The organism is Mycoplana rhizolycopersici (assembly GCF_013378445.1).
Classification (GTDB): domain Bacteria; phylum Pseudomonadota; class Alphaproteobacteria; order Rhizobiales; family Rhizobiaceae; genus Mycoplana; species Mycoplana rhizolycopersici.
On sequence record NZ_JABXYK010000006.1, the window covers coordinates 90044 to 111305 of the forward strand.

21 protein-coding genes are annotated in these 21262 nt (G+C 63.8%); 11 read left to right on the forward strand and 10 right to left on the reverse strand.

The features are described from left to right. Positions 1 to 15: 15 nt before the first annotated feature. The 3 genes from HV823_RS11440 to folE all read right to left on the reverse strand — a co-directional run bounded on the left by HV823_RS11440 (position 16) and on the right by folE (position 2439). A complete protein-coding gene (locus HV823_RS11440) occupies positions 16 to 975 on the reverse strand; it encodes a patatin-like phospholipase family protein (RefSeq protein ID WP_176949855.1) in 960 nt (319 codons plus the stop codon). A 355-nt stretch (positions 976 to 1330) separates the two neighbouring features. Next, positions 1331 to 1792 carry a phosphoribosyl-AMP cyclohydrolase gene (hisI, locus tag HV823_RS11445; protein ID WP_176949856.1) on the reverse strand — a complete coding sequence of 154 codons (462 nt, stop codon included), beginning with the start codon at positions 1790 to 1792 and terminating at the stop codon, positions 1331 to 1333. Between the two features lie 29 nt (positions 1793 to 1821). After that, complete coding sequence (gene folE / locus HV823_RS11450) at positions 1822 to 2439, reverse strand: GTP cyclohydrolase I FolE (RefSeq protein ID WP_176949857.1); 618 nt, start codon at positions 2437 to 2439, stop codon at positions 1822 to 1824. Positions 2440 to 2785: 346 nt separating this feature from the next. Between folE and HV823_RS11455 the strand changes: the two genes are divergently transcribed. Both HV823_RS11455 and yidD read left to right on the forward strand, forming a co-directional pair. Further along, the gene (locus HV823_RS11455) at positions 2786 to 3229 is read left to right on the forward strand and encodes an iron-sulfur cluster assembly scaffold protein (RefSeq protein ID WP_176949858.1); all 444 of its coding nucleotides are present in this window, start codon (positions 2786 to 2788) and stop codon (positions 3227 to 3229) included. Positions 3230 to 3394: 165 nt separating this feature from the next. Continuing rightward, positions 3395 to 3784, forward strand: coding sequence for a membrane protein insertion efficiency factor YidD (yidD, locus tag HV823_RS11460; protein WP_176949859.1), 390 nt, complete (start codon positions 3395 to 3397; stop codon positions 3782 to 3784). A 65-nt stretch (positions 3785 to 3849) separates the two neighbouring features. On the opposite strand, the gene HV823_RS11465 is transcribed toward yidD, so the two are convergent. The 3 genes from HV823_RS11465 to HV823_RS11475 all read right to left on the reverse strand — a co-directional run bounded on the left by HV823_RS11465 (position 3850) and on the right by HV823_RS11475 (position 6686). Continuing rightward, positions 3850 to 5145, reverse strand: a complete 1296-nt coding sequence (locus HV823_RS11465) for an MFS transporter (protein WP_176949860.1) — start codon at positions 5143 to 5145, stop codon at positions 3850 to 3852. A gap of 92 nt (positions 5146 to 5237) precedes the next feature. Next, on the reverse strand, positions 5238 to 5639 hold the full coding sequence (locus HV823_RS11470; protein WP_176950078.1) for a MarR family winged helix-turn-helix transcriptional regulator: 402 nt from the start codon (positions 5637 to 5639) through the stop codon (positions 5238 to 5240). 75 nt (positions 5640 to 5714) lie between these two features. Then, positions 5715 to 6686, reverse strand: coding sequence for a DMT family transporter (locus HV823_RS11475; RefSeq protein WP_176949861.1), 972 nt, complete (start codon positions 6684 to 6686; stop codon positions 5715 to 5717). Between the two features lie 232 nt (positions 6687 to 6918). Between HV823_RS11475 and thrS the strand changes: the two genes are divergently transcribed. Then, positions 6919 to 8922, forward strand: a complete 2004-nt coding sequence (gene thrS / locus HV823_RS11480; protein ID WP_176949862.1) for a threonine--tRNA ligase — start codon at positions 6919 to 6921, stop codon at positions 8920 to 8922. Positions 8923 to 9033: 111 nt separating this feature from the next. Continuing rightward, complete coding sequence (locus tag HV823_RS11485) at positions 9034 to 9873, forward strand: 1-acyl-sn-glycerol-3-phosphate acyltransferase (protein ID WP_176949863.1); 840 nt, start codon at positions 9034 to 9036, stop codon at positions 9871 to 9873. Between the two features lie 33 nt (positions 9874 to 9906). On the opposite strand, the gene HV823_RS11490 is transcribed toward HV823_RS11485, so the two are convergent. Beyond that, entirely contained in the window at positions 9907 to 10896 is a 990-nt protein-coding gene (locus tag HV823_RS11490) for a hypothetical protein (RefSeq protein WP_176949864.1), read from the reverse strand. Between the two features lie 101 nt (positions 10897 to 10997). Between HV823_RS11490 and HV823_RS11495 the strand changes: the two genes are divergently transcribed. Together HV823_RS11495 and HV823_RS11500 are read left to right on the forward strand one after the other, a co-directional pair. Then, positions 10998 to 11582, forward strand: coding sequence for a nitroreductase family protein (locus HV823_RS11495; RefSeq protein ID WP_176949865.1), 585 nt, complete (start codon positions 10998 to 11000; stop codon positions 11580 to 11582). Positions 11583 to 11592: 10 nt separating this feature from the next. Beyond that, positions 11593 to 12198: a flavin reductase family protein gene (locus HV823_RS11500; RefSeq protein WP_176949866.1), complete on the forward strand. Its 606-nt coding sequence runs from the start codon at positions 11593 to 11595 to the stop codon at positions 12196 to 12198. Between the two features lie 15 nt (positions 12199 to 12213). Here HV823_RS11500 and HV823_RS11505 read toward each other — a convergent pair whose 3' ends face one another. After that, positions 12214 to 12867 (reverse strand): hypothetical protein, encoded by a 654-nt coding sequence (locus HV823_RS11505; RefSeq protein WP_176949867.1) that lies wholly within the window; start codon positions 12865 to 12867, stop codon positions 12214 to 12216. A 141-nt stretch (positions 12868 to 13008) separates the two neighbouring features. Here HV823_RS11505 and HV823_RS11510 point away from each other — a divergent pair, with 141 nt between their 5' ends. After that, positions 13009 to 14136, forward strand: a complete 1128-nt coding sequence (locus HV823_RS11510; protein ID WP_176949868.1) for a DUF2336 domain-containing protein — start codon at positions 13009 to 13011, stop codon at positions 14134 to 14136. A gap of 83 nt (positions 14137 to 14219) precedes the next feature. Here HV823_RS11510 and HV823_RS11515 read toward each other — a convergent pair whose 3' ends face one another. Both HV823_RS11515 and parE read right to left on the reverse strand, forming a co-directional pair. After that, complete coding sequence (locus HV823_RS11515; RefSeq protein ID WP_176949869.1) at positions 14220 to 14657, reverse strand: hypothetical protein; 438 nt, start codon at positions 14655 to 14657, stop codon at positions 14220 to 14222. Positions 14658 to 14795: 138 nt separating this feature from the next. Next, entirely contained in the window at positions 14796 to 16883 is a 2088-nt protein-coding gene (parE, locus tag HV823_RS11520) for a DNA topoisomerase IV subunit B (protein WP_176949870.1), read from the reverse strand. A gap of 230 nt (positions 16884 to 17113) precedes the next feature. On the opposite strand from parE, the gene HV823_RS11525 reads away from it, so the two are divergent. From HV823_RS11525 to pyrG, 4 genes are all read left to right on the forward strand, one after another. After that, complete coding sequence (locus HV823_RS11525) at positions 17114 to 18022, forward strand: alpha/beta hydrolase (RefSeq protein WP_176949871.1); 909 nt, start codon at positions 17114 to 17116, stop codon at positions 18020 to 18022. A gap of 116 nt (positions 18023 to 18138) precedes the next feature. Next, on the forward strand, positions 18139 to 18909 hold the full coding sequence (gene tpiA / locus HV823_RS11530; RefSeq protein WP_176949872.1) for a triose-phosphate isomerase: 771 nt from the start codon (positions 18139 to 18141) through the stop codon (positions 18907 to 18909). A gap of 95 nt (positions 18910 to 19004) precedes the next feature. Next, positions 19005 to 19478, forward strand: a complete 474-nt coding sequence (gene secG, locus HV823_RS11535) for a preprotein translocase subunit SecG (RefSeq protein ID WP_176949873.1) — start codon at positions 19005 to 19007, stop codon at positions 19476 to 19478. A 149-nt stretch (positions 19479 to 19627) separates the two neighbouring features. Next, positions 19628 to 21256, forward strand: coding sequence for a CTP synthase (gene pyrG, locus HV823_RS11540; RefSeq protein WP_176949874.1), 1629 nt, complete (start codon positions 19628 to 19630; stop codon positions 21254 to 21256). Positions 21257 to 21262: the final 6 nt, after the last annotated feature.

Genomic DNA, 21262 nt, shown 5'->3' on the forward strand with positions numbered 1-21262 from the left:
CGACGGCTTGCCGCGTCAACGAAGCAGCACTTCCTGCATTCGCCTGATCTCGGAAATCTTCGCCTTGGCTTCCAGATAGCCCCGGTCTATCGCTTCGCCGGCCCGGTGAAACTCTGACAGGCCGATGTCGCTGAGGCGCGGGTGCAGCGCCAGGTCCGGCGGATCGCCGGCAAGGCGCGCACGCGCAATCCGGTCCTGGATGATGTTGAACGACTGCACCATGACGCCGGTCAGTCCCAGCCGCGATTCGCTGGTCTCCTGCCGCGGCGGGTTGTCGATCTGCTGAACGGTTGCAGTGTGCTTGATCACGGCGGAGCGGCCGTAAAGGTCGTAGTTGAGGTTGACGGCGACCACCAGCGGCTCCTCGTGTGCACGGCATACCGAAACCGGAACGGGGTTCACGAGCGCACCATCCACCAGCGTGCGGCCGTTGCATTTGATCGGCTCGAAGATACCCGGCAGCGCATAGGAGGCGCGGATTGCGGTGATCAGCGAGCCGCTGGTGATCCAAACCTCGTGGCCGGTGTTGATCTCCGTCGAGACTGCGACGAACGGGCGATCGAGTTCCTCGATCGAATGATGCTCCAGATGTTCCTGCATGCGGCGCGTCAGCCGCATGCCGCCGAACAGCCCGCTTCCGCGAATGGTGAAGTCGAGAAGGCTTGCGATCCTGCGCATTGTCAGGGAGCGGGCAAAGCTTTCCAACTCGTCCAGCTTGCCGGCGAGGTAGCACCCGCCGACCAGCGCGCCGATCGACGTCCCCGCAATCATGCTGACCTCCACGCCTTCCTCGTCGAGGGCGCGGAGCACGCCGATATGGGCCCAGCCACGGGCTGCGCCGCCGCCAAGCGCAAGCGCTATGCGGGAGCGTGCCTTATCCGGCTCGAGCGGGGGCTGAAAGTGGTTCATGGAGGGGCCATCCGGATCCGACGGGTTCGTCGTCACCATGCTTCGGTTGAAGTTCCAATTCAACATGTCAGGCCTCCGGTCTCGGAAGAACTTCAGGTTCGCCCATTGGGTTCCGAAGCCGCGCCACTACGCCCTGAAAAATAGCGCATGGACGGCTCGCTGGCACCCGGCGCATGGGCGGCACCCTTTGCCCCGTTAAGCCAGTTTCCATGGCTCTGGCTCATCAATAAGGAGTAGAAGGGGCGGAAGGGTGACGGAGCGCGAAACAGGGCCGCGGTCGAGCGTATCGTCATGTCTGTTCGGCATCTGCGAAATGGCATCGGTTCGACCATGTTGCGCGCGCTTGCGCCACCGCAGCCAGTACGCGCTCATTTCGTTGCCAAAGCGTTAAGCCTGTCCCGAAAGGGGACCGGTATAGGCGTCAGCCGTCCTTGCCGCTGCCGTAGACCGTGGCGGGGTCGAAATGGACGTCGTCATCGGTAATTTGCAGTTGTGCCGCATCGCCGGTGTGACTGACGGTGCGGTAGAAGCAGGATCGCCGGCCGGTGTGGCAGGTGGCGTCATGCCCGGCCACGGACACCTTGAGCCAGACGGCGTCCTGGTCGCAATCCGTTCTCAGTTCGACGACGGTCTGCAGGTTGCCGGAGGTTTCTCCCTTCTTCCACAGCGCCTTGCGGGAGCGGCTCCAGTAGTGGGCGATACCCGTCTCGATCGTCAGCGCCAGGGCCTGCGCATTCATGTGGGCGACCATCAGAAGTTCGCCGTCGCGCGCATCGGTCACCACAGCCGTCAGCAGGCCGTTGTCGTCGAAGCGCGGCGTGAATGCGCCGCCCGCCTCGAGTTCGGTCTTGTCTTTGGGTGGGGGCTGGAATTCGATCGCCATGTCGGGCTCCGCAGCGGAGCCGTCGGAACTCAGCCGCGACCCCGGATCATTGTCATGAAGCGAACCTGCTCGGCAGGTTCGCTCTTGAAGGCACCGGTAAAGGTGGTGGTGAGCGTTGTCGAGCCCTGTTTCTGGATGCCGCGCATCGCCATGCACATATGCTCGGCCTCGATCATCACGGCGACGCCGCGCGGCCGCAGCGTCTCGTCGATCGCGCTGGCGATCTGCGCGGTCATCGTCTCCTGCGTCTGCAGGCGCCGTCCGTAGATCTCCACGACGCGGGCGATCTTGGAAAGGCCTAGCACGCGGCCGTTGGGCAGGTAGGCGACATGGGCGCGGCCGATGATCGGCACCATGTGGTGCTCGCAATGCGAATAGAAGGGGATGTCCTTGACGAGCACGATATCGTCGTAGCCGGCGACCTCCTCGAAGGTGCGGCCGAGCACGTCCTCGGGATCGAGTTCATAACCGGAGAACAGTTCCCTGTAGGCTTTGGCGACTCGCGAAGGGGTGTCGAGCAGGCCTTCGCGCGACGGATCGTCGCCGGCCCAGCGCAACAGCACGCGTACCGCATCCTCGGCTTCCTTCTGGGTCGGGCGGCCCGAGTTTTCCTCGCCGACGGGGAAATTCTTGATTACGGCGTCCATGATCCGATGGCCTTTCTGCAGGTTGACTTTCGTCGAATGTCGGACTCGCCACTGGCCATTCGCCTAACCCTGCAGGCTTGGGTTCCGTTGGCGGGCTCCGGGGCTTTCCGATCCATTGCTTGTACGAAGGAGCTTCTACAACGGATCTTCCGGCACGGTTTCCCAAACAACAGGCGACCCTTCCATATTGAAAACGGTCGCCCCAACACGACATAGCATATAGTATCGCAGGTTGCCTGCGAAAGGGGCCATGCGCGACACCGAATGCTTTTTTCGCGGACACGCTGGAATAAGCTGCCCTTATCGCGCAGAATCGTGAAAATACCTTCAAGTCGGAAAGTTCCCGATGGACGACATATACAACAGCCGCATCCTCGAATTCGCCGGAAACATCCCGCGGATCGGTACACTCGACAATGCGGACGCCGAGGCGAGTGCCCATTCCAAGCTGTGCGGATCGCGCGTGAAAATCTGGCTGAGAATGGACGGGGACCGTGTCAGCGACTTCGCCCATGAGGTGAAGGCCTGCGCATTGGGGCAGGCCTCGTCGTCGATCATGGCTCGCCATGTGATCGGCGCGACTGCGGCAGAGGTGCGGCAGGCGCGTGAGGACATGCTGGCAATGCTCAAGGCCGATGGAGAGGGACCTGTGGGCCGGTTCGAGGAAATGCGGTTCCTGCGCCCGGTGCGCGACTACAAGGCCCGCCATGCTTCTACCATGCTGACCTTCGATGCGGTCGTCGACGCGATCGGGCAGGTCGAGGCAAAGCGGTTGGAGAAGGTGGGGTGAGGGCGGCGGTTGCAAGCGTTCCTTTCGGTCATCCCGGCCGAAGAGCCGGGATCCAGCGCGCTGAAGTCCTTGAGCGCAGAAGGATCTTTCGCGCCGCAGACGCGCCGCCGCCGGATGCCGGCTCAAGGGCCGGCATGACGGATCGAACCGGGCGAAAGCGGACTGATGTGTAACGCTCCTCATTGCAACCATGCTGGCGCAAAACACTCTGGCGACGGCCATCGCAGCAAGGGGCGCAACTGGTCCGGACCCTTCGCCAAAACCCCGGGGCGGCTCTTCGGCCTCGGTCTGATCCGCCTGTACCAGCTGACGCTTTCCGGCTTCATCGGCAATTCCTGCCGGCACCTGCCGACCTGCTCGGAATATGGCTACGAATCCGTCGCCCGCCATGGCTTGTGGTCCGGCGGCTGGATGACGCTGTTCCGAGTCGTGCGTTGCGGACCCGGTGGAACGAGCGGCTTCGATCCCGTGCCGGAGAGGCTCGAACGCGGCGCATGGCGCGCACCGTGGAAGCTGTGGCGCCTGTCCGCTCGGGAAAAGCGCGACACAACCTGAAACCGTTCGGTCGTCCGGCCGCAAATGCTGTTGCGACCCGACGTTGGAAACCCCCAACGAGGCAATTACGCCGCCTGCGGGGCGAGGGCGGCCGAGCCCGGTCTCCTCAACAAGAGCACGGATAGGGCTGCGAGCAGGCACATGACGCCGGCGATCTGCAGGGCCGGCATGTAAGTGTCGAAGTCGCTCTTGAAGTGACCGGCGCCGAATGCGGCCGTTGCCGCGCCCAGCTGGTGACCGGCAAAGACCCAGCCGAAGACGAGGCCCGCCTTTTCGCGGCCGAAGTTTTCAGCGGCGAGCTTGACGGTCGGCGGCACGGTCGCGACCCAGTCGAGGCCGTAGAAGATTGCAAATATCGAAAGCTCCACGAAGCTGAAGCCCGAGATCGACAGGTAGATCAGCGAGAGGCCGCGCAGGCCGTAGAACCAGAAGAGCAGGAAGCGGTTGTCGTAGCGGTCGGAGAGCCAGCCGGCGAGGATCGTGCCGACGAAGTCGAAGATGCCGATCACCGCCAGCGTACCCGCGGCCGTCACCGCCGCCATGCCGAAATCGCCGCAGATCGAGATCCAGTGGGTCTGGATCAAGCCGTTGGTCGAAAGACCGCAGACGAAAAAGGTGCCGAACAGCACCCAGAACACCGGATTGCCCGACACGCTCTTCAGCGTCACCAGCGGCGAGGCGAGGGTGGCGAGCAGCTTGTGGTCCTGCTTCGGCGGCGGCGTGACCGCGGTCTCGCCATAGGCCGGCAGGCCGACATCGGCGGGATAGTCGCGAATCAGGAAGAGCACGAGCACCATGGCGACGGCGATGACTGCGACGGTGAGCGTTAGCGCGGTACGCCAGCCATAGGTTTCGGTCAGGGCGGCCAGCACCGGCAGGAAGATGAGCTGGCCGGTGGCGTTGCTCGCCGTCATGAGGCCAATGACGAGGCCGCGACGCTTGGAAAACCAGCGCGAAGCGACGGTGGCGCCGAGCACAAGCGCGGTCATGCCGGTGCCGACGCCGATCACCACGCCCCACAACAGCAGCAGCTGCCAGACCTCGGCCATGACAAAGGAGGCGGCGATGCCGAACATGATCAGGGCCAACGCGGTAGCGACCACCTGGCGGATGCCGAAGTGGTTCATGAAGGCAGCGGCGAAGGGGCCGAGCAGGCCGAACAGCACCAGCCGCACCGCCATCGCCGAGGAAATGTCAGAAATCTCCCACCCAAATTCCTGGTGCAGCGGCTGGATCATGACGCCGGCCGAACCCATGGCGCCGGCGGTTGCCAGCATCGTCAGGAAGGTGGTGGCGGCGACCACCCAGCCGTAGTGAAGGTTCCGGCCGGCCATCCAGTCGGCGATGCGTGTCGAGAGCATGTTGGAAGTCCCTTTCCCGTCGGCCTCAGCCTGTCGAATTTTGCGGGTAGGTGCCCGTATTTGAGTCCAAATACCCGGTTTGGTCAAAAAGTTCAAAGTGCCTTGAGCAACTCCCGCAGCTGCTCGGTTTTGTCCGGCCCAAGCCGGGCCTCGATCGTCTCCTGCGCGCCGTCCCAGAGTGGCGCGCCGGCCTTGAGAACGGCATGGCCCGCCTCGGTGATCGTCAGCATCGCTTCCCGGTGGTCCTCGCCTGTCGCGATCGCCACCAGCCCCATGCGTTCCAGCACCTTGGCGTTGCGGCCGACAGTGGAGCGGTCGAGCTCCACCCGGGCGCCGAGTTCCGTCAGCGACACCGGCGCCATGCGGTTGATGTTCCTGAGCAGGCTGAACTGGCCGATGTTCACCCCAAGCGGCGCCAGGGCCTCGTCGTAGTAGGACGAGACCTTGCGGGAGGCTTTGCGCAGCAGGATGCAGTGGCAGGTGTCGCTCGGCATGCGTTCGGGTATATACCCGCAATAGGTCGAATGCAACGAAAGAAGCGAGCGAGAGAACATCAGGGATGTCCGCAGTCAGGCCTGTTTCGGCTCCGTCGCCGCCTTCGGCTTGAGCAGGACGATGAGGAGGAGGCCGGCGATGATGAGGGCTGCACCCTCGAGATGATAGGTCTGAAGCTGCTCGCCGAGGATCAGATAGGCGAGCACGGCAATGAAGATCGTCTGGATGTAGAGAAATACGCCTGCGCGGGCCGCGCCCAGCGCCTCGATGCTTCGGTTGAAGAGGTAGTACATCAGCGCCCCGCCGGGCAGCGCCACATAGGCCAGCGCCAAAAGGCCGCTGCCGTTGAGCGTCGAGCGTTCGTCGGACGCAAGTTCGAAAAGGTAGAAGGGGAGTGCGGTGAGTACGGCTGCGCCAAGAAGCAGCACCAGAAGCGCAAGCCGGTCGAGGTCGAACTTCGCGCGACGAAGCAGGACGGTATAGAGGCTGAAACAGAACGCGCCGGCGACGATCCAAAGTTCGCCGGGATTGAAGTCGAGGCGCAGCAGCGCCTCCGGGCTGCCCTTGACGATGATGACCACTATCCCGAGAAAGGCGAGGATCGAACCGATGACCTGCCAGCTTCCCATCGGCTCGGCCAGGAACAGGCGGGCGAGGATCATGGTAATGATCGGGATGAGGGCGATGATGATGCCGGCGGTGGTGGCATCGGCATGTTCGAGGCCGACAAAGATCATGCCCTGACAAATCGCAAGCCCCACTCCGCCGATCACGAGCAGTTCGACGGCGCGAGCCCGCAAAAGCGCAACCATGTCGCCGAAATGCGACCGCACGATCGGCAGCAGGACACCAAAGGCAATCAGCACGCGCCAGAAGCAGAGCGCCCAGGGCGGCATCTCGGTGGAGACCCATTTCGCGGCGATATAGACGCCGGCCGACAGGAGCCAGCAGAGGATCGCCACGGAATAGGCAGACGCAAGCGAATTGCCCGCTGCCTGTTCCGTCCCGGGCTTGTCGCGATGGACCGCCAAGACATCGATCGCCATCGCAAGGTTATGCCATAGTTTAGCAGGGCTGCACAGACGAAGGCAGGAAACGTAAGCCTTTGCGTGGCTGATCCAGGGGGGGTGGCGGACCAGATAGGGTTCGCGATGGATCGAGGATCCTCCACCCCTTCCCAATATCCGCCTTTCCCTTTATATCCGCTCACGCGCCCGCATCGGGCACTTTCCCCGCATACCACCCGCATTCGTTGGCGGGACTGGATAGGAGTTCATCATGTCGAATGCTGTTTCCCTCACTTTTCCCGATGGTTCCGTCCGCGAATATGCCGCCGGCTCGACCGGGCGCGATGTCGCCGAGGCGATTTCCAAGTCGCTTGCCAAGAAGGCGGTTGCGATCGCGCTTGACGGCGAATTGCGCGATCTCTCCGATCCCGTCTCCGACGGCCGGATCGAGATCGTTACCCGTGACGACCCGCGCTCGCTGGAACTGATCCGCCACGACGCCGCCCATGTGATGGCTGAAGCCGTGCAGGAGCTGTGGCCGGGCACGCAGGTGACCATCGGCCCGGTGATCGAGAACGGCTTCTACTACGACTTCAAGCGCATCCATCCCGACAGCGGCGAGGACTGGCCGTTCACGCCGGACGACCTGCCGAAGATCGAAAAGCGGATGAAGGAAATCATCCAGCGCAACAAGCCCTTCACCAAGGAAGTCTGGTCGCGCGAGAAGGCGCGCGAGATCTTCGCCGGCAAGGGCGAGAGTTACAAGGTCGAACTCGTCGATGCGATTCCCGAAGGCCAGGACCTGAAGATCTACTACCAGGGCGACTGGTTCGACCTCTGCCGCGGCCCGCACATGGCGGCCACCGGCCAGATCGGCACGGCCTTCAAGCTGATGAAGGTGGCCGGTGCCTACTGGCGGGGCGACAGCAACAACCCGATGCTGACCCGCATCTACGGCACCGCCTGGCACACCCAGGAGGAGCTCGACACCTACCTGAACATCCTGGCGGAGGCCGAGAAGCGCGACCATCGCCGTCTCGGCCGTGAAATGGACCTGTTCCACTTCCAGGAGGAAGGGCCAGGTGTCGTCTTCTGGCACGGCAAGGGCTGGCGCATTTTCCAGACGCTGGTGGCTTACATGCGCCGCCGGCTGGCCAACACCTACCAGGAGGTCAATGCGCCGCAGGTGCTCGACAAGTCCTTGTGGGAGACCTCGGGTCACTGGGGCTGGTACCGCGACAACATGTTCAAGGTGACGGTCGCCGGCGACGACACGGACGACGACCGCGTCTTCGCGCTGAAGCCCATGAACTGCCCGGGGCACGTGCAAATCTTCAAGCATGGCTTGAAGTCCTACCGCGAACTGCCTGTCCGGCTTGCGGAATTCGGAAACGTACATCGCTACGAGCCGTCCGGCGCGCTGCACGGGCTGATGCGCGTGCGCGGCTTCACCCAGGATGACGCCCACGTCTTCTGCACCGACGAGCAGATGGCGGCCGAGTGCCTGCGTATCAACGACCTGATCCTCTCCGTCTACGAGGACTTCGGCTTCACCGAGGTCGTCGTGAAGCTTTCCACCCGGCCCGACAAGCGCGTTGGCTCGGACGATCTGTGGGATCGCGCCGAAAGCGTGATGACGGATGTGCTCAAGCAGATCGAGGCGCAGTCCGGCGGCAAGATCAAGACCGGCATCCTGCCGGGCGAAGGCGCCTTCTATGGTCCGAAGTTCGAATACACGCTGAAGGACGCGATCGGCCGCGAGTGGCAGTGCGGTACCACGCAGGTGGACTTCAACCTGCCGGAACGCTTCGGCGCCTTCTACATCGACCACGCCTCGGAGAAGCGCCAGCCGGTGATGATCCACCGGGCCGTCTGCGGCTCGATGGAGCGCTTCCTCGGTATCCTGATCGAGAACTTCGCCGGCCACATGCCTCTGTGGATCTCGCCGCTGCAGGTGGTGGTCGCGACCATCACCTCGGAAGCGGACGACTATGCGCGTGAGGTGGCCGAGCAGCTGCGCGACGCCGGGTTGACGGTCGAGACCGATCTTCGCAACGAGAAGATCAACTACAAGGTCCGCGAGCACTCCGTGACCAAGGTGCCGGTCATCATCGTCTGCGGCAAGCGCGAGGCGGAAGAGCGTTCCGTCAATATCCGCAGGCTCGGTTCGCAGAACCAGACGGCGATGTCACTGGACGAGGCAATGGCGACGCTGATCGACGAGGCGACGCCGCCGGATGTCAAGCGCAAGGCGGCGGCGCGCGCCGCCGCCTGAATCGAACGCCGCGCGAGAGGTGCGTTTGCGCCTCTCGTTCCCTGCATCTGTCAGATGACTGCAACAAAACTGTCGTAGACAGGTCGCAATTGAGAAGTGCAGGGGATGCCGGTGCGGTTCAAGGAACTGTCCTACGCCAACGAGAACGACCCGCGACTGAAGCGGTGGTTCATCCGCTCGATCGAGGGGCTTTCGGGGCGCAACCGCTATGCGGCGCTCTATGAGCGCTGGCGGGCGGAAAGCGTCGGACGCAGCGCGCGTGTCTTCGGCGAGATGCTCGACATCATCGGCGTGAAGATGGACGTGGCGGGCACCTGGCCGCCGCGCGATCTGCCGGAGGCGCCGCTCGTGATTGTCGCCAACCATCCCTTCGGCATCGGCGACGGCATCGCGGTGCTGGCCCTTGCCGAACAGCTCGGCAGGCCGTTCCGGGTGATGATCCACAAGGATCTCCTGAAGGTGCCGGAGATGGTACCCTATTCGCTGCCGGTCTCCTTCGAGGAGACCAAGGAGGCGCTGGCGATCAACATGCGCACGCGCCACGAGGCGGTGCGGCTTCTCAAGGAAGGCGTGACGATCATCGTCTTTCCCGCCGGCGGCGTCGCAACGGCGAAGCGCGGCTTTGGCCGTGCCGAGGATCTGCCGTGGAAGATCTTTCCGGCCAAGCTGATTCAGGCGGCGCAGGCCAATGTCATTCCGATCTTCTTCGATGGACAGAACGGCGCACTGTTCCACATCGCCAGCAAGATCTCTCTGACGCTGAGGCTCTCTCTGCTCATCCGCGAGTTCAAGCGACTGTCCGGCACGACCATCCCGGCGCGGGTCGGGCCGATGATCGGTTGGGACCAGCTTCAAGCGATTTCGGACCGCAAGGAACTGCTGGTTCGCATCTATGACGCGGTGTTCGCCATGCAGCCGCCGCGCCGTCAGCGCTTCCGGCGGGCGGGGTAGCGTTTTGCTGTTCTCATTGGTTTGAGGCGGCGGTCAGTCGGCTTCGGTCGCGACCTGAGCCTGCTGGTCGGGCGTGTCGGCGAGAATCACCTCCACATCCGTATTCTGGCCGGCAGTGACGGTAAAATCGCGCTGGTAGATCTTGTTCTTGTTGCGGGCGACGGCAGTGTACTGGCCTTCCGCCAGGACGATGGTCGGGAAAGCGCCGACGCTCTCGCTGACGACGTCGCCCGACGAGGTCAGGATCGACCAGGCGGTATCGGCGATCGCTTCGCTGCCTTCCTCGGAGACGAGCTTCAAGGTCAGCTTGGCGGCACGGTGCTGGATCGTCGCCTGGATGAGCTTTCCGGCCTCCACCTGGATATCGGCACGAATGACCGCGTTCACCGTGCCGTAGTCGGAAACCACATGATAGGTGCCCGCGTTGAGGCGCACGACCGTGTTTGCCTTCACGTTCGGCACCACGAGACTGCGCTCGCCGTCCTCGCCGACTTCTGACGAGTAGATGGAAAAGGTCAGCTCGTTTGGAGGGATGCGGACGTCCGACCCGGAGACGGCGTTCAGCATGAGACCGCCGGCGTCGAGCACCATGACCTGCTTGTCGACCGCACCGGATTCGGGGACCAGCAGCTTCTTCGTCGCGGCGGCCCGGCCGAAGGCGACATTGACGAAATATTCGCCCGGAACCAGCTGGAAGACCGCTGAACCGCCTTCGGAAGAGGCCAACAGCGGCAGCTTGCCATCGGCGCCGGGAATGGGAGAGAAGACCCGCCAGCTCAGCCCGTGCTGCATGGGCTTCCCGTCCTTGGTCAGCAGCGCCTCGCAATTGATCTCGCGAAAGTTCTTCGGCTCGACGTCGCCGGTCACAAGCGGATTGAAGGAGGTGAGCTTGCCGCTTTTCCGCGGTGTCGTGATCTGCGAGAAGCTGTCCAGCGTGTCCTGCGCCATCGCCGGACAGGCTGACGCGATCGCGGCACACAGGCAGAGTTTCCCCGCAAGAGCGGAAATGCGTTGGGTGGGCATGGTGAAGGTTGACTTCCTTTATCGTTGGTTCCACTTCAATGCCCGGCAAATGGCATTTTCATGGCCGACCGACGGCCGCACGTTAGTGGAACTTCCGCCTGATGAAAACCGATATCAAGCTCATCGACTATCTTTCCAACCGCCGCTCCATTCCAGCCTTCCAGATGGGCGCGCCCGGACCGGGACAAGCCGAGATCGAGCAGATGCTCAGGCTCGCCTCGCGCGTGCCCGACCACGGCAAGCTCGCGCCCTGGCGCTTCATCGTCTACCGCGGCGAGGAGCGGGCACTTATCAGCGCTCAACTGGCCAAGATCGCGATGGCGGACAAGCCCGACCTGTCGGCGGAGATGGTCACGGTCGAGAATATGCGGCTGACGCGCGCGCCGGTCGTCGTCGCCGTCGTCAGCACGGCCGCGCCGCATTTCAAGATTCCGGAATGGGAACAGCTGATGTCCGCCGGTGCGGTCTGCCTCAACCTGCTGATGGCGGCGAATGCGCACGGCTACGCTTCCAACTGGCTGACCGAGTGGTTCGCCTTCGACGAGCGCGCCTATCCGATCCTCGGCGTGAAGCCGGGTGAGAAGGTCGCCGGCTTCATCCATATCGGCACGGCCATGGTGCCGCCGACCGAGCGCCCGCGGCCCAATCTCAAGGAGATCGTCTCCTGGGTCGGCGAGGCGGGCTGAGGCGGCTGGAATGTTCTACGATACCGCCTCGAACAAGCACGGGCTCAGCCACGATCCCTTCAAGGCGATCGTCTCGCCGCGCCCGATCGGCTGGATCGGCAGCCGGGGCGCGGATGGATCGCACAATCTGGCGCCCTATTCGTTCTTCAACGCGATCAGCGACCGGCCGAAGCTGGTGATGTTTTCCTCCAGCGGCCACAAGGACAGCGTGCGCAACATCGAGAAGACGGGGGTATTCACCTGCAGCTTCGTCGGGCGCGACCTGATCGAACAGATGAACGTGACTTCGATCGCCGCAGCTTACGGAGAAAGCGAATTCGAAATCGCAGGGCTGACGGTGCAACATGGCCAGCTGGTCGAGGCGCCGTTCGTCGGCGAGGCGCTTGCCGTTCTGGAGTGCCGGATGACCGAGGTAATGCGACCGCGGACGCTGGACGGCTCGGAGAGCGAGAGCTGGGTCGTATTCGGCCAGGTGGTCGGTATCCATATCCGCGACGAGGCGATCCGCGAGGGGCGTTTCGACATGGCGACTGCGCGGCCGATCGGGCGCATGGGCTACATGGACTACTGCGATGCCGGCGACGTATTCGAGATGATGCGGCCGAAGCGGCCGTAGGCGAAGATTGCCGGGCTAGCACGGTTCCCCGAACGCGGCGTTGATGGCGGCCAGTTGGGTGGGCTGCAACGCCACCCTGCCGGAAAAGCCGTCGGCGCGGGCGTCTCGACAGTTCTCCGCAAATCCCTCGCCATCGCCCGGTGGCGCCACGTCATAGGCCGCGACGCCCGCCGCCGTTGCCGCCAACAGGGTGGCGGCGCGGCCATGGGCAAAGGCCGGCGTCCATTCTCCGGCGCGGTTGAAGGTGCGGGTGGCGCCGAGTGCTGCGGCGAGGGAACGCCAATCCCATATCAGCCCGGCCAGCCGGTGCGACTTGCCGGCGATTCCCGTCTCGGCGAATGGCGGCGGCAGCACGCCGTCGGTCCAGGCGAGGATGCGCGTATGCCCTTGTGGAATACCTTCCTCCGCTTCGGCCACGGAAAGCAGCACGTCGAGCTGCTGCAGGTCTGCGCCGGTGTGCCAGTGCTCCAGCGTCACGGCACGCGGGCGAAGCCGCACGATGGCGCGTAAACTCGCTTCGTCGTCGTCCTCGATGCGCAGGACGACAGGATCTCCGGCTGCGGGCCCGCCGACAGATGCGGCACGGCAGATGATCGCATCGGCGCCAGAGGGGGTCTGCGGCGCGGCACCGGATTCAACGAGCAGCAGCGAATGAAGCGTTTCGGCCATGAGACCTTTTAGGGCCGCACGGCATGTCCCGCAATATCGGCCCGGCCGCTGCGGCGTTAACAAACGTGGTGAACCAAACGTAAACCATTTCCGGCTAGCTTTCTCCCATCGCACAGAGAATCCGAGACGCTGGGGCAAACCTTGATCATAAATGCCTTTCTCCGATGGGTGGAAACAGCCAAGGCCGGCGATCGGGCGCGCGCGGCCGAAGCACTGGCCCGGGCCTACTCCAATGCATCGATCGGGCATGACGAGCGACATTCCGCCGAGATGGCGATGATCTTCCTGCTGGACGACCCTGCGCCGAAAGTGCGCCTTGCGCTGGCCGAGGCGCTGGCGGACTATCCCGAAGCGCCGCGCGCCGTCATCCTGCCGTTGTCGGAAGACCAGCCGGAGATCGCCGCGCAGATCATCCTGCGTTCGCAGGTGCTTACGGACGCGGATCTTGTCGATCTTGCCGCACGCGGCAGCGATTTCATCCGTTCGCTGATTGCGCATCGGCCTGGCCTGTCGCGCGCTGTCTGTGCGGCCTTGATCGAAGTCGGCAGCGTCTTCGATGCCTTGACGCTGCTGGATGGCGAGAGTGCTGCCATTTCGCCCCGAACGCTCAAGCGGATCTGCGAACGGCATGGGGACGATGCCGAAATCCGCGCCCGTGTTCTCGATCGCGAAGACCTGCCCAGCGATGCCCGTCACGCGCTGGTCGAAAAAGTCGGGGCAGCGCTGGCCGGTAGCTCGATCGTGCAAGCCGTCGTCGGCGGCAGCCGGATCACGCGGATCACCCGCGAGGCCTGCGACTTGGCCACGATCGGCCTGGCCGCAGATGTGCCGCGTGCCGAACTTGCCGGCCTCGTCGAACATCTTCGCATCTCGGGCAGGCTTACGCCGGTGCTTCTGATGCAGTCGCTGTGCGCGGGCAGGGTGGAGTTCTTCGCGGCCGCGATCGTCAACCTTTCCGGGCAGAACGAGCGACGCGTGCGTTCGATCCTTGCCGACGGACGTCAGGCCGCCATCTGCGCCCTGTTCGAAACGACCGGGCTCGGCGGCGACATCAGCGCGTTGTTTGCCGAGGCGGTTCTGCTCTGGCGCAACGATGCAAAGGCCGGCAGCGGCCATATGACGGTCACCGCTCGGCTGGCTTTGAAGACACGCGAGGCGCGGAGCGCTGCGGCCGAAGCACTACTCGACATGATCGAAGGGCTGGCGATGGCGGAAAAGCGGCAGTCGGCGCGAAGCTTCGCGACGCTTGCGTCCGCCGACGCGGCGTAAGGTTTGTCCGCCGCCTCGCCGGTTTGGCCGGCATCGGGCGTTTCCGGGCCATTCCCAGCGCGACTAAGCTTCGAGACCTGATCCTAATGTGAGAATTTCCGCACGACCCAGCTGTAGCCGTTTTCCGCATAGCGGAAGGGCTTCACCACTGTCTCGCGCAGCGATGGCGCATCGGGGAGGTGCTGCCTGAGCATCGTCAACGTACGGGATGCCAGTCCGGCATCCGCTTCCGGCGTCACCGTCTCCGTTCCCGTGGTGGGTGCCGGTGCCACAGCCGCCTGACTGTCGGGCGAGGGGGCGACGTCTTCCTGTACGTCAGCATTCTGCTGGTTGCCGTTGGTTTCGCAGACTGCGACGACGACGGGGTAGTTGCTGTTCTGATAGCGGGTGATCTGCGCTTCCGACTGTGCATCGCAGAGCGCGACCGTCTGCCAGGTGGTGTCGACGGTATCGATATAGTGACACTGGGTCACCGAATCGTCGCAGCCCAGAATGGTCATGACGATGAGAGCAGCCTTCATGCACGTTTCCTTTTTGCAGACCTGGACGCAACACCCGCAGGTCTGCTCGCGAACTATCGGAACCGATTCGCCGATCGCATACCGGTGCCGGTTTTAGAGCCCGGCAATTCCGCGAAATTGTGGCGTGGCGAACTGCAATCAGATGTCGAGATTTTCGGCGAAGGCGGCCCGTTCCTGGATGAAGCGAAAGCGCGCGTCGGCCTTGGTGCCCATCAGATTGTCCACCGCTTCGCGCGTGCCTTCGAAATCGACGTCGTCCACCTCAACCTTCAGCAGCGTGCGCTTTTTGGGATCCATGGTCGTTTCTTTCAGCTGCGATGGCAGCATCTCGCCGAGGCCCTTGAAACGGCCGAGCTCGACCTTGCCGCGGCCGGAGAATTCCGTGCGCATCAGCTGTTCGCGATGGGCGTCGTCGCGGGCATAGGCGACCTTCGCCCCCTGGCTGAGCCGGTAGAGCGGGGGAACGGCCAGGTAGAGATGGCCGCCGCGGATCAGCTCCGGCATCTCCTGGTAGAAGAAGGTGATCAGCAGCGAGGCGATGTGCGCGCCGTCGACGTCGGCATCGGTCATGACGATGACGCGCTCGTAGCGCAGGTCTTCCTCGCGGTACTTCGACCGCGTACCGCAGCCGAGCGCCTGGATCAGGTCGGCGAGCTGCTGGTTGGCACCTAGTTTTTCGCGGCCTGCACTGGCGACGTTGAGGATCTTGCCGCGCAGGGGAAGGATCGCCTGGTTGGAGCGGTTGCGGGCCTGCTTGGCGGAGCCGCCGGCCGAATCGCCCTCGACGATGAAGAGCTCGGCGCCGTCCGCCGAGTTCTGCGAGCAGTCGGCAAGCTTCCCGGGGAGGCGCAGTTTGCGCACCGCCGTCTTGCGGTTGACTTCTTTTTCCTTGCGCCGGCGCACGCGCTCCTCGGCGCGCTCGATGACCCATTCCAAAAGCTTGGCGGCCTCGGCGGGGTTGTCGGCGAGGTAGTGGTCGAAGGGGTCGCGCAGCGCGTTTTCGACGATGCGCTGAGCCTCGACGGTCGCGAGCTTGTCCTTCGTCTGTCCGACGAATTCCGGCTCGCGGATGAAGACGGACAGCATTCCGACGGCGGAGATCATCACGTCGTCGGTCGTCACAATCGCCGCGCGCTTGTTCTGCGTCAGTTCGGCATAATTCTTCAGGCCCTTGGTGAGCGCGATGCGCAGGCCCGCCTCGTGCGTGCCGCCGTCCGCAGTCGGAATCGTGTTGCAGTAGGAATGGATCATGCTGTCGCCGCCGTACCAGGTGACGGCCCATTCCAGCGCGCCGTGGCCGCCGGATTTCTCCGTCTTGCCGGCGAAGATTTCGCGGGTGACGGTGTATTCCTTGCCAAGCGTGGCCTGCAGATAGTCCTTCAGGCCGCCGGGGAAATGGAAAACGGCCTTATCCGGCGTTTCGGATCCTTCCTGCAGAAGGGCCGGATCGCAGCTCCAGCGGATCTCGACGCCGCCGAACAGATAGGCCTTCGATCGTGCCATGCGGAAGACACGGGCCGGGTCGAAACGGGCGTGCGCGCCGAAGATCTCCGGGTCGGGATGGAAGCGCACCTTCGTGCCGCGGCGGTTCTGGACGTCGCCGACTTCTTCCAGCGGACCCTGCGGGACGCCGCGGGAGAAGCGCTGGCGATAGAGCTTGCGGTTGCGGGCGACCTCGACTTCCAGATGGTCGGAGAGGGCGTTGACGACGGAGACGCCGACGCCATGCAGCCCCCCCGAGGTCTCATAGGCCTTGCCGTCGAACTTGCCGCCGGCATGCAACACCGTGAGGATCACTTCCAGCGTCGACTTGCCTGGCATCTGCGGGTGGTTTTCGACAGGGATGCCGCGGCCGTTGTCCGACACGGTCAGGAAGCCTTCGGCGTCGAGCGAGACCTCGATGAAGTTGGCGTGTCCGGCGACTGCCTCGTCCATCGAGTTGTCGATCACCTCGGCGAAAAGGTGGTGCAGTGCCTTTTCGTCCGTGCCGCCGATATACATGCCCGGGCGCATGCGCACCGGTTCCAGTCCCTCGAGCACGCGGATCGCCGAGGCGTCATACCCGCTGCCGTCGCTTGCCGGGGTCGCCGGACGAGCGGTTGCGGAAGGCGCTGCTGCTGGAGGGGCCGCAGCGGCGGGCGCAGCCGGAGCCGGCCGCGGTTCTGCAACGGGGGCAGGCTTCTGCGTGTTGTCGATATTGGCGAAGAGATCGTTGTTGTCGTCCATCGGGCTGTTCAGACTTCGTAGCTTGCGGCCGCGGGGAGGTGGCCGTGACGGCTTGGAATTTCAAGGTTTCGCACCGGACCGGCGAATCAGCGGCAGTTTGCCAGATTTCGCCCGGTTTCGCGATTCGTTCTCATTCGAGGTCGGTCTCACCCGGTGAAAATGTCTGCTGCGAGGATTGCGTCGCCAGACCCGGAATGGCAAGACTTGCCGCCCGAAGGGAGCCCGACTTGATGCCGCAGTCCACAATTCATTGCCGGAATACGCGTCTTTTGCGCGGCGCCCGGCTTGTTCTGGCCGCAATCGTCGTCTCCGCGCTGCCTGCCGTGCCTGCCGCTGCCGCGTCGTTGGCGCCCTGGAAGGACGAGCTCTTCGCCTATCCGGCGGTGATCGAAAGCAGCGATGGCGGTGCCATGCGCGTCGTCGACTACCAGGAAATGCGGGATATCAATGGTCGCGACCAGGTGCCGGAACGCCGAGCCAAGGCGGCATACGTATCCACCGCGGTCAAGCGCGACCTGGAAAACCTGACGATTTCTACCCCGCGTGGCTCCGTGGATGTGGCCGCCACCGGAAAGCAGCAGGGCGCGAACTTCACCGTCATCTTCATCCACGGTCGCGGCGGCGACCGAAGGCTCGGCAACAACGACTGGAGCTTCGGCGGCAATTTCAACCGCCTCAAGAACCTCGCGGTGCACAATGGGGGGGTCTACTATTCGGCAAGCGTGAAGAGCTTCGACGACAAGGGGGCGGCGCCGATCGCCGGGCTGATCGAGGAAGCGCGGCGGAATTCGCCAGGTGCCCCGGTAGTTCTCTCCTGCGCCTCGATGGGCAGCTTCATCTGCTGGCAGATCGCCCGCGATCCTGAAGCGGTCAGGAACCTTGCCGGGATGATCTTGATGGGCGGTGCCCCCGATCCGAACTATATCGAAAGCGCCGCCTACAAGGCAAAGATGCCGATCTATTTCACGCATGGAGAGAGCGACAAGGTCTATAAGGCGCAGGACCAGGTCGCGCAGTTTCGCAAGCTTCTCAAGGCCGGCGTGCCGACGCAGTTCGTGCTCTTCCGCACCGGTTCGCACGGGACGCCGGTCAGGATGACGGACTGGCGCGAGACGCTGAACTGGATTTTTGCGCATTGAGTGAAATGCATTGAATGAACTGAGCGTGCAGGTGTCGGCTGCGGCGTTTTGCCCTTACAATGACCGCGTCCGTTTGCTAGGGCGCAGGGAACCAAACGTAACCTTGAGGAGGCAAGATGACCCCGGATGTGACCCCGCTCGTGGCCGGAAACTGGAAGATGAACGGCACGCGCGCTTCGTTGAACGAGATCAAGGCGATGGCGGAGGGCGTGAAGGGAGCGCTTTCGGAGAAGGTCGAGGCCCTGATCTGCCCGCCGGTGACGCTGCTCTACGTCTCGACGGCGCTCTGCGACGACAGCCCGCTCCTGATTGGTGCGCAAGACTGCCACGAAAAAGTGTCCGGGGCGCATACGGGTGATGTGTCTGCGGAGATGATCGCGGATTGCTTCGGCACCCACGTCATCGTCGGTCACTCGGAGCGGCGGACCGACCATGGTGAGACCGATGCGCTGGTGCGTGCCAAGGCGGAAGCCGCACACGCCGCTGAACTGGTCGCGATCGTCTGCATCGGCGAGACGGAGGCGGAGCGTAAGGCAGGCAGAACGCTCGACGTTCTGAAGACGCAGCTTGCGGGCTCTGTCCCGGATGGAGCGCTCGCGGAAAATACCGTCATCGCCTACGAGCCCGTCTGGGCGATCGGCACCGGTTTGACGCCGACCACGGCCGATGTCGCAGACGCCCATGCCTTCATGCGCGAGGAGCTGAAGGCGCGGTTCGGCGGGGAGGGCGCGAAGATGCGCATTCTCTACGGCGGCTCGGTCAAGCCCGGCAATGCAAAGGAGTTGATGGCAGTCGCCAACGTCGACGGCGCGCTGGTCGGAGGAGCGAGCTTGAAATCCGACGACTTCCTTGCCATCTACGGCGCATACGAGGAACTGGTGCCCTGAAGCCGGCTTTTGCCGGGTAGGGCTTGGAATGGCGGGCGGCTTGGTATATTGAGCCGCCAATCTCTTTCTTTGTGCCTTCGGGCAGGGTTCAAAATATGCAGACCGTTTTGCTTGTCATTTATCTCATGGTCGTCGTGGCGCTGATCGGCATCGTGCTGATCCAGCGGTCGGAAGGCGGCGGTCTCGGCATCGGCGGTGGCTCCGGCTTCATGTCGGCCCGGGGCGCTGCGAACGCACTGACGCGCACCACCGCCATCCTCGCCACGCTGTTCTTCGTTCTGGCGCTCGGCATGGGTATCCTGTCGCGCTACGAATCCAAGCCGACGGATATCCTTGACCGGATCCCCGGCACTACGGGCGACGGCAACGGCGTTCTCAATTCGCTCGGAGGCGAGGCGACGCCACCGGCGGCCCCGCAGGTTCCGGCTCAGGAAAGCAATGGCGTTCCGACCGACGGCGGCACGGCGCCTGCGACCAACACCGCTCCGGCGACCGGGGCAGCCCCGCAAGGCGGCACTGCCGCTCCCGCGGCGCCTGCTCCGAGCACGGACGTTCCGACCGGGCAGTAAGCGGACGAAATGACGTGAACCGGCCGGCAGGCGATAAGCCCGCCGGCCTTCTTCTTGTGTAGACCAGTGACAATCCTCCACGGAAAGTTTGCCGCGCAGGCGATTTTTCGGTGGCGGAATCATTTATGAAAAGGTATCCGGTGACTCCCATGGCGCGATATGTATTCATCACTGGCGGCGTGGTTTCTTCCCTCGGAAAAGGAATTGCGGCCGCCGCTCTCGGAGCGTTGCTTCAGGCCCGTGGCTACCGGGTCAGGCTGCGCAAGCTGGACCCCTATCTCAACGTCGATCCGGGCACGATGAGCCCGACGCAGCACGGCGAGGTCTTCGTCACCGACGATGGCGCGGAGACCGACCTCGATCTCGGCCACTACGAGCGCTTCACCGGCCGCTCTGCGACCAAGACCGACAACATCACTACCGGCCGCATCTACAAGAACATCATCGACAAGGAGCGGCGCGGCGACTATCTGGGCGCCACCGTCCAGGTCATCCCGCACGTCACCAACGAGATCAAGAACTTCGTCATCGAGGGCAACGAGGATTATGATTTCGTGATCTGCGAGATCGGCGGCACGGTCGGCGACATCGAGGCCATGCCGTTCATGGAGGCGATCCGCCAGCTCGGAAACGACCTGCCGCGCGGCACTGCCGTCTACGTCCACCTCACGCTGATGCCTTATATCCCGGCCGCCGGCGAACTGAAGACCAAGCCGACGCAGCACTCCGTCAAGGAGCTGCAGGCGATGGGCATCCATCCCGACATCCTCCTGGTGCGTGCCGACCGGGAGATCCCAGAGGCCGAGCGCAAGAAGCTCTCGCTGTTTTGCAACGTGCGCCCGACCGCCGTCATCCAGGCGCTCGACGTCGCGTCGATTTACGACGTGCCGCTTGCCTATCATAAGGAAGGCCTCGACGACGAGGTGCTGGCCGCCTTCGGCATCGAGCCGGCTCCGAAGCCGCGGCTGGAGGCCTGGCAGAAGGTGTCCGATCGCATCCATACGCCGGAAGGCGAGGTGACGATCGCCATCGTCGGCAAGTACACGGGGCTGAAGGACGCCTACAAGTCGCTGATCGAGGCCCTCTATCACGGCGGCATCGCCAACCACGTCAAGGTGAAGCTCGACTGGATCGAATCGGAGGTTTTCGAGAAGGAAGATCCGGCTCCGTATCTGGAGAAGGTGCACGGCATCCTCGTTCCCGGCGGCTTCGGCGAGCGCGGTTCGGAAGGCAAGATCCAGGCGGCGAAGTTCGCCCGCGAGCGCAAGGTGCCCTATTTCGGCATCTGCTTCGGTATGCAGATGGCGGTGGTGGAAGCCGCCCGCAATCTTGCCGGTATCGAAAAGGCGTCTTCGACCGAGTTCGGCAAGACCGAGGAGCCGGTGGTCGGCCTCATGACGGAATGGGTCAAGGGCAACGAATTGCAGAAGCGGAGCGCATCCGGCGATCTCGGCGGCACCATGCGGCTCGGCGCCTATCGGGCGGGCTTGAAGGCGGGAACGAAGATCGCCGAGATTTACGGTACCACCGACATCTCCGAACGCCACCGCCATCGCTACGAGGTCAATGTCGACTACAAGGACAGGCTGGAAAACTGCGGGCTGGTGTTCTCCGGCATGTCGCCGGACGGCGTCCTGCCGGAAACGGTCGAATATCCGGACCATCCCTGGTTTATCGGCGTGCAGTATCACCCCGAGCTGAAGAGCCGGCCGCTGGACCCGCATCCTCTGTTCGCAAGCTTCGTCGAGGCCGCGCTGGAACAGTCGCGGCTCGTCTGAGACAGG

Excerpts from the sequence above, each read along its gene's own strand:
- HV823_RS11440 (WP_176949855.1), bottom strand. The coding sequence starts at position 975 with ATGTTGAATTGGAACTTCAACCGAAGCATGGTGACGACGAACCCGTCG.
- hisI (WP_176949856.1), bottom strand. The coding sequence starts at position 1,792 with ATGGCGATCGAATTCCAGCCCCCACCCAAAGACAAGACCGAACTCGAG.
- folE (WP_176949857.1), bottom strand. The coding sequence starts at position 2,439 with ATGGACGCCGTAATCAAGAATTTCCCCGTCGGCGAGGAAAACTCGGGC.
- HV823_RS11455 (WP_176949858.1), top strand. The coding sequence starts at position 2,786 with ATGGACGACATATACAACAGCCGCATCCTCGAATTCGCCGGAAACATC.
- yidD (WP_176949859.1), top strand. The coding sequence starts at position 3,395 with ATGTGTAACGCTCCTCATTGCAACCATGCTGGCGCAAAACACTCTGGC.
- HV823_RS11465 (WP_176949860.1), bottom strand. The coding sequence starts at position 5,145 with ATGCTCTCGACACGCATCGCCGACTGGATGGCCGGCCGGAACCTTCAC.
- HV823_RS11470 (WP_176950078.1), bottom strand. The coding sequence starts at position 5,639 with ATGCCGAGCGACACCTGCCACTGCATCCTGCTGCGCAAAGCCTCCCGC.
- HV823_RS11475 (WP_176949861.1), bottom strand. The coding sequence starts at position 6,686 with ATGGCGATCGATGTCTTGGCGGTCCATCGCGACAAGCCCGGGACGGAA.
- thrS (WP_176949862.1), top strand. The coding sequence starts at position 6,919 with ATGTCGAATGCTGTTTCCCTCACTTTTCCCGATGGTTCCGTCCGCGAA.
- HV823_RS11490 (WP_176949864.1), bottom strand. The coding sequence starts at position 10,896 with ATGCCCACCCAACGCATTTCCGCTCTTGCGGGGAAACTCTGCCTGTGT.
- HV823_RS11495 (WP_176949865.1), top strand. The coding sequence starts at position 10,998 with ATGAAAACCGATATCAAGCTCATCGACTATCTTTCCAACCGCCGCTCC.
- HV823_RS11500 (WP_176949866.1), top strand. The coding sequence starts at position 11,593 with ATGTTCTACGATACCGCCTCGAACAAGCACGGGCTCAGCCACGATCCC.
- HV823_RS11505 (WP_176949867.1), bottom strand. The coding sequence starts at position 12,867 with ATGGCCGAAACGCTTCATTCGCTGCTGCTCGTTGAATCCGGTGCCGCG.
- HV823_RS11515 (WP_176949869.1), bottom strand. The coding sequence starts at position 14,657 with ATGAAGGCTGCTCTCATCGTCATGACCATTCTGGGCTGCGACGATTCG.
- parE (WP_176949870.1), bottom strand. The coding sequence starts at position 16,883 with ATGGACGACAACAACGATCTCTTCGCCAATATCGACAACACGCAGAAG.
- HV823_RS11525 (WP_176949871.1), top strand. The coding sequence starts at position 17,114 with ATGCCGCAGTCCACAATTCATTGCCGGAATACGCGTCTTTTGCGCGGC.
- tpiA (WP_176949872.1), top strand. The coding sequence starts at position 18,139 with ATGACCCCGGATGTGACCCCGCTCGTGGCCGGAAACTGGAAGATGAAC.
- secG (WP_176949873.1), top strand. The coding sequence starts at position 19,005 with ATGCAGACCGTTTTGCTTGTCATTTATCTCATGGTCGTCGTGGCGCTG.
- pyrG (WP_176949874.1), top strand. The coding sequence starts at position 19,628 with ATGGCGCGATATGTATTCATCACTGGCGGCGTGGTTTCTTCCCTCGGA.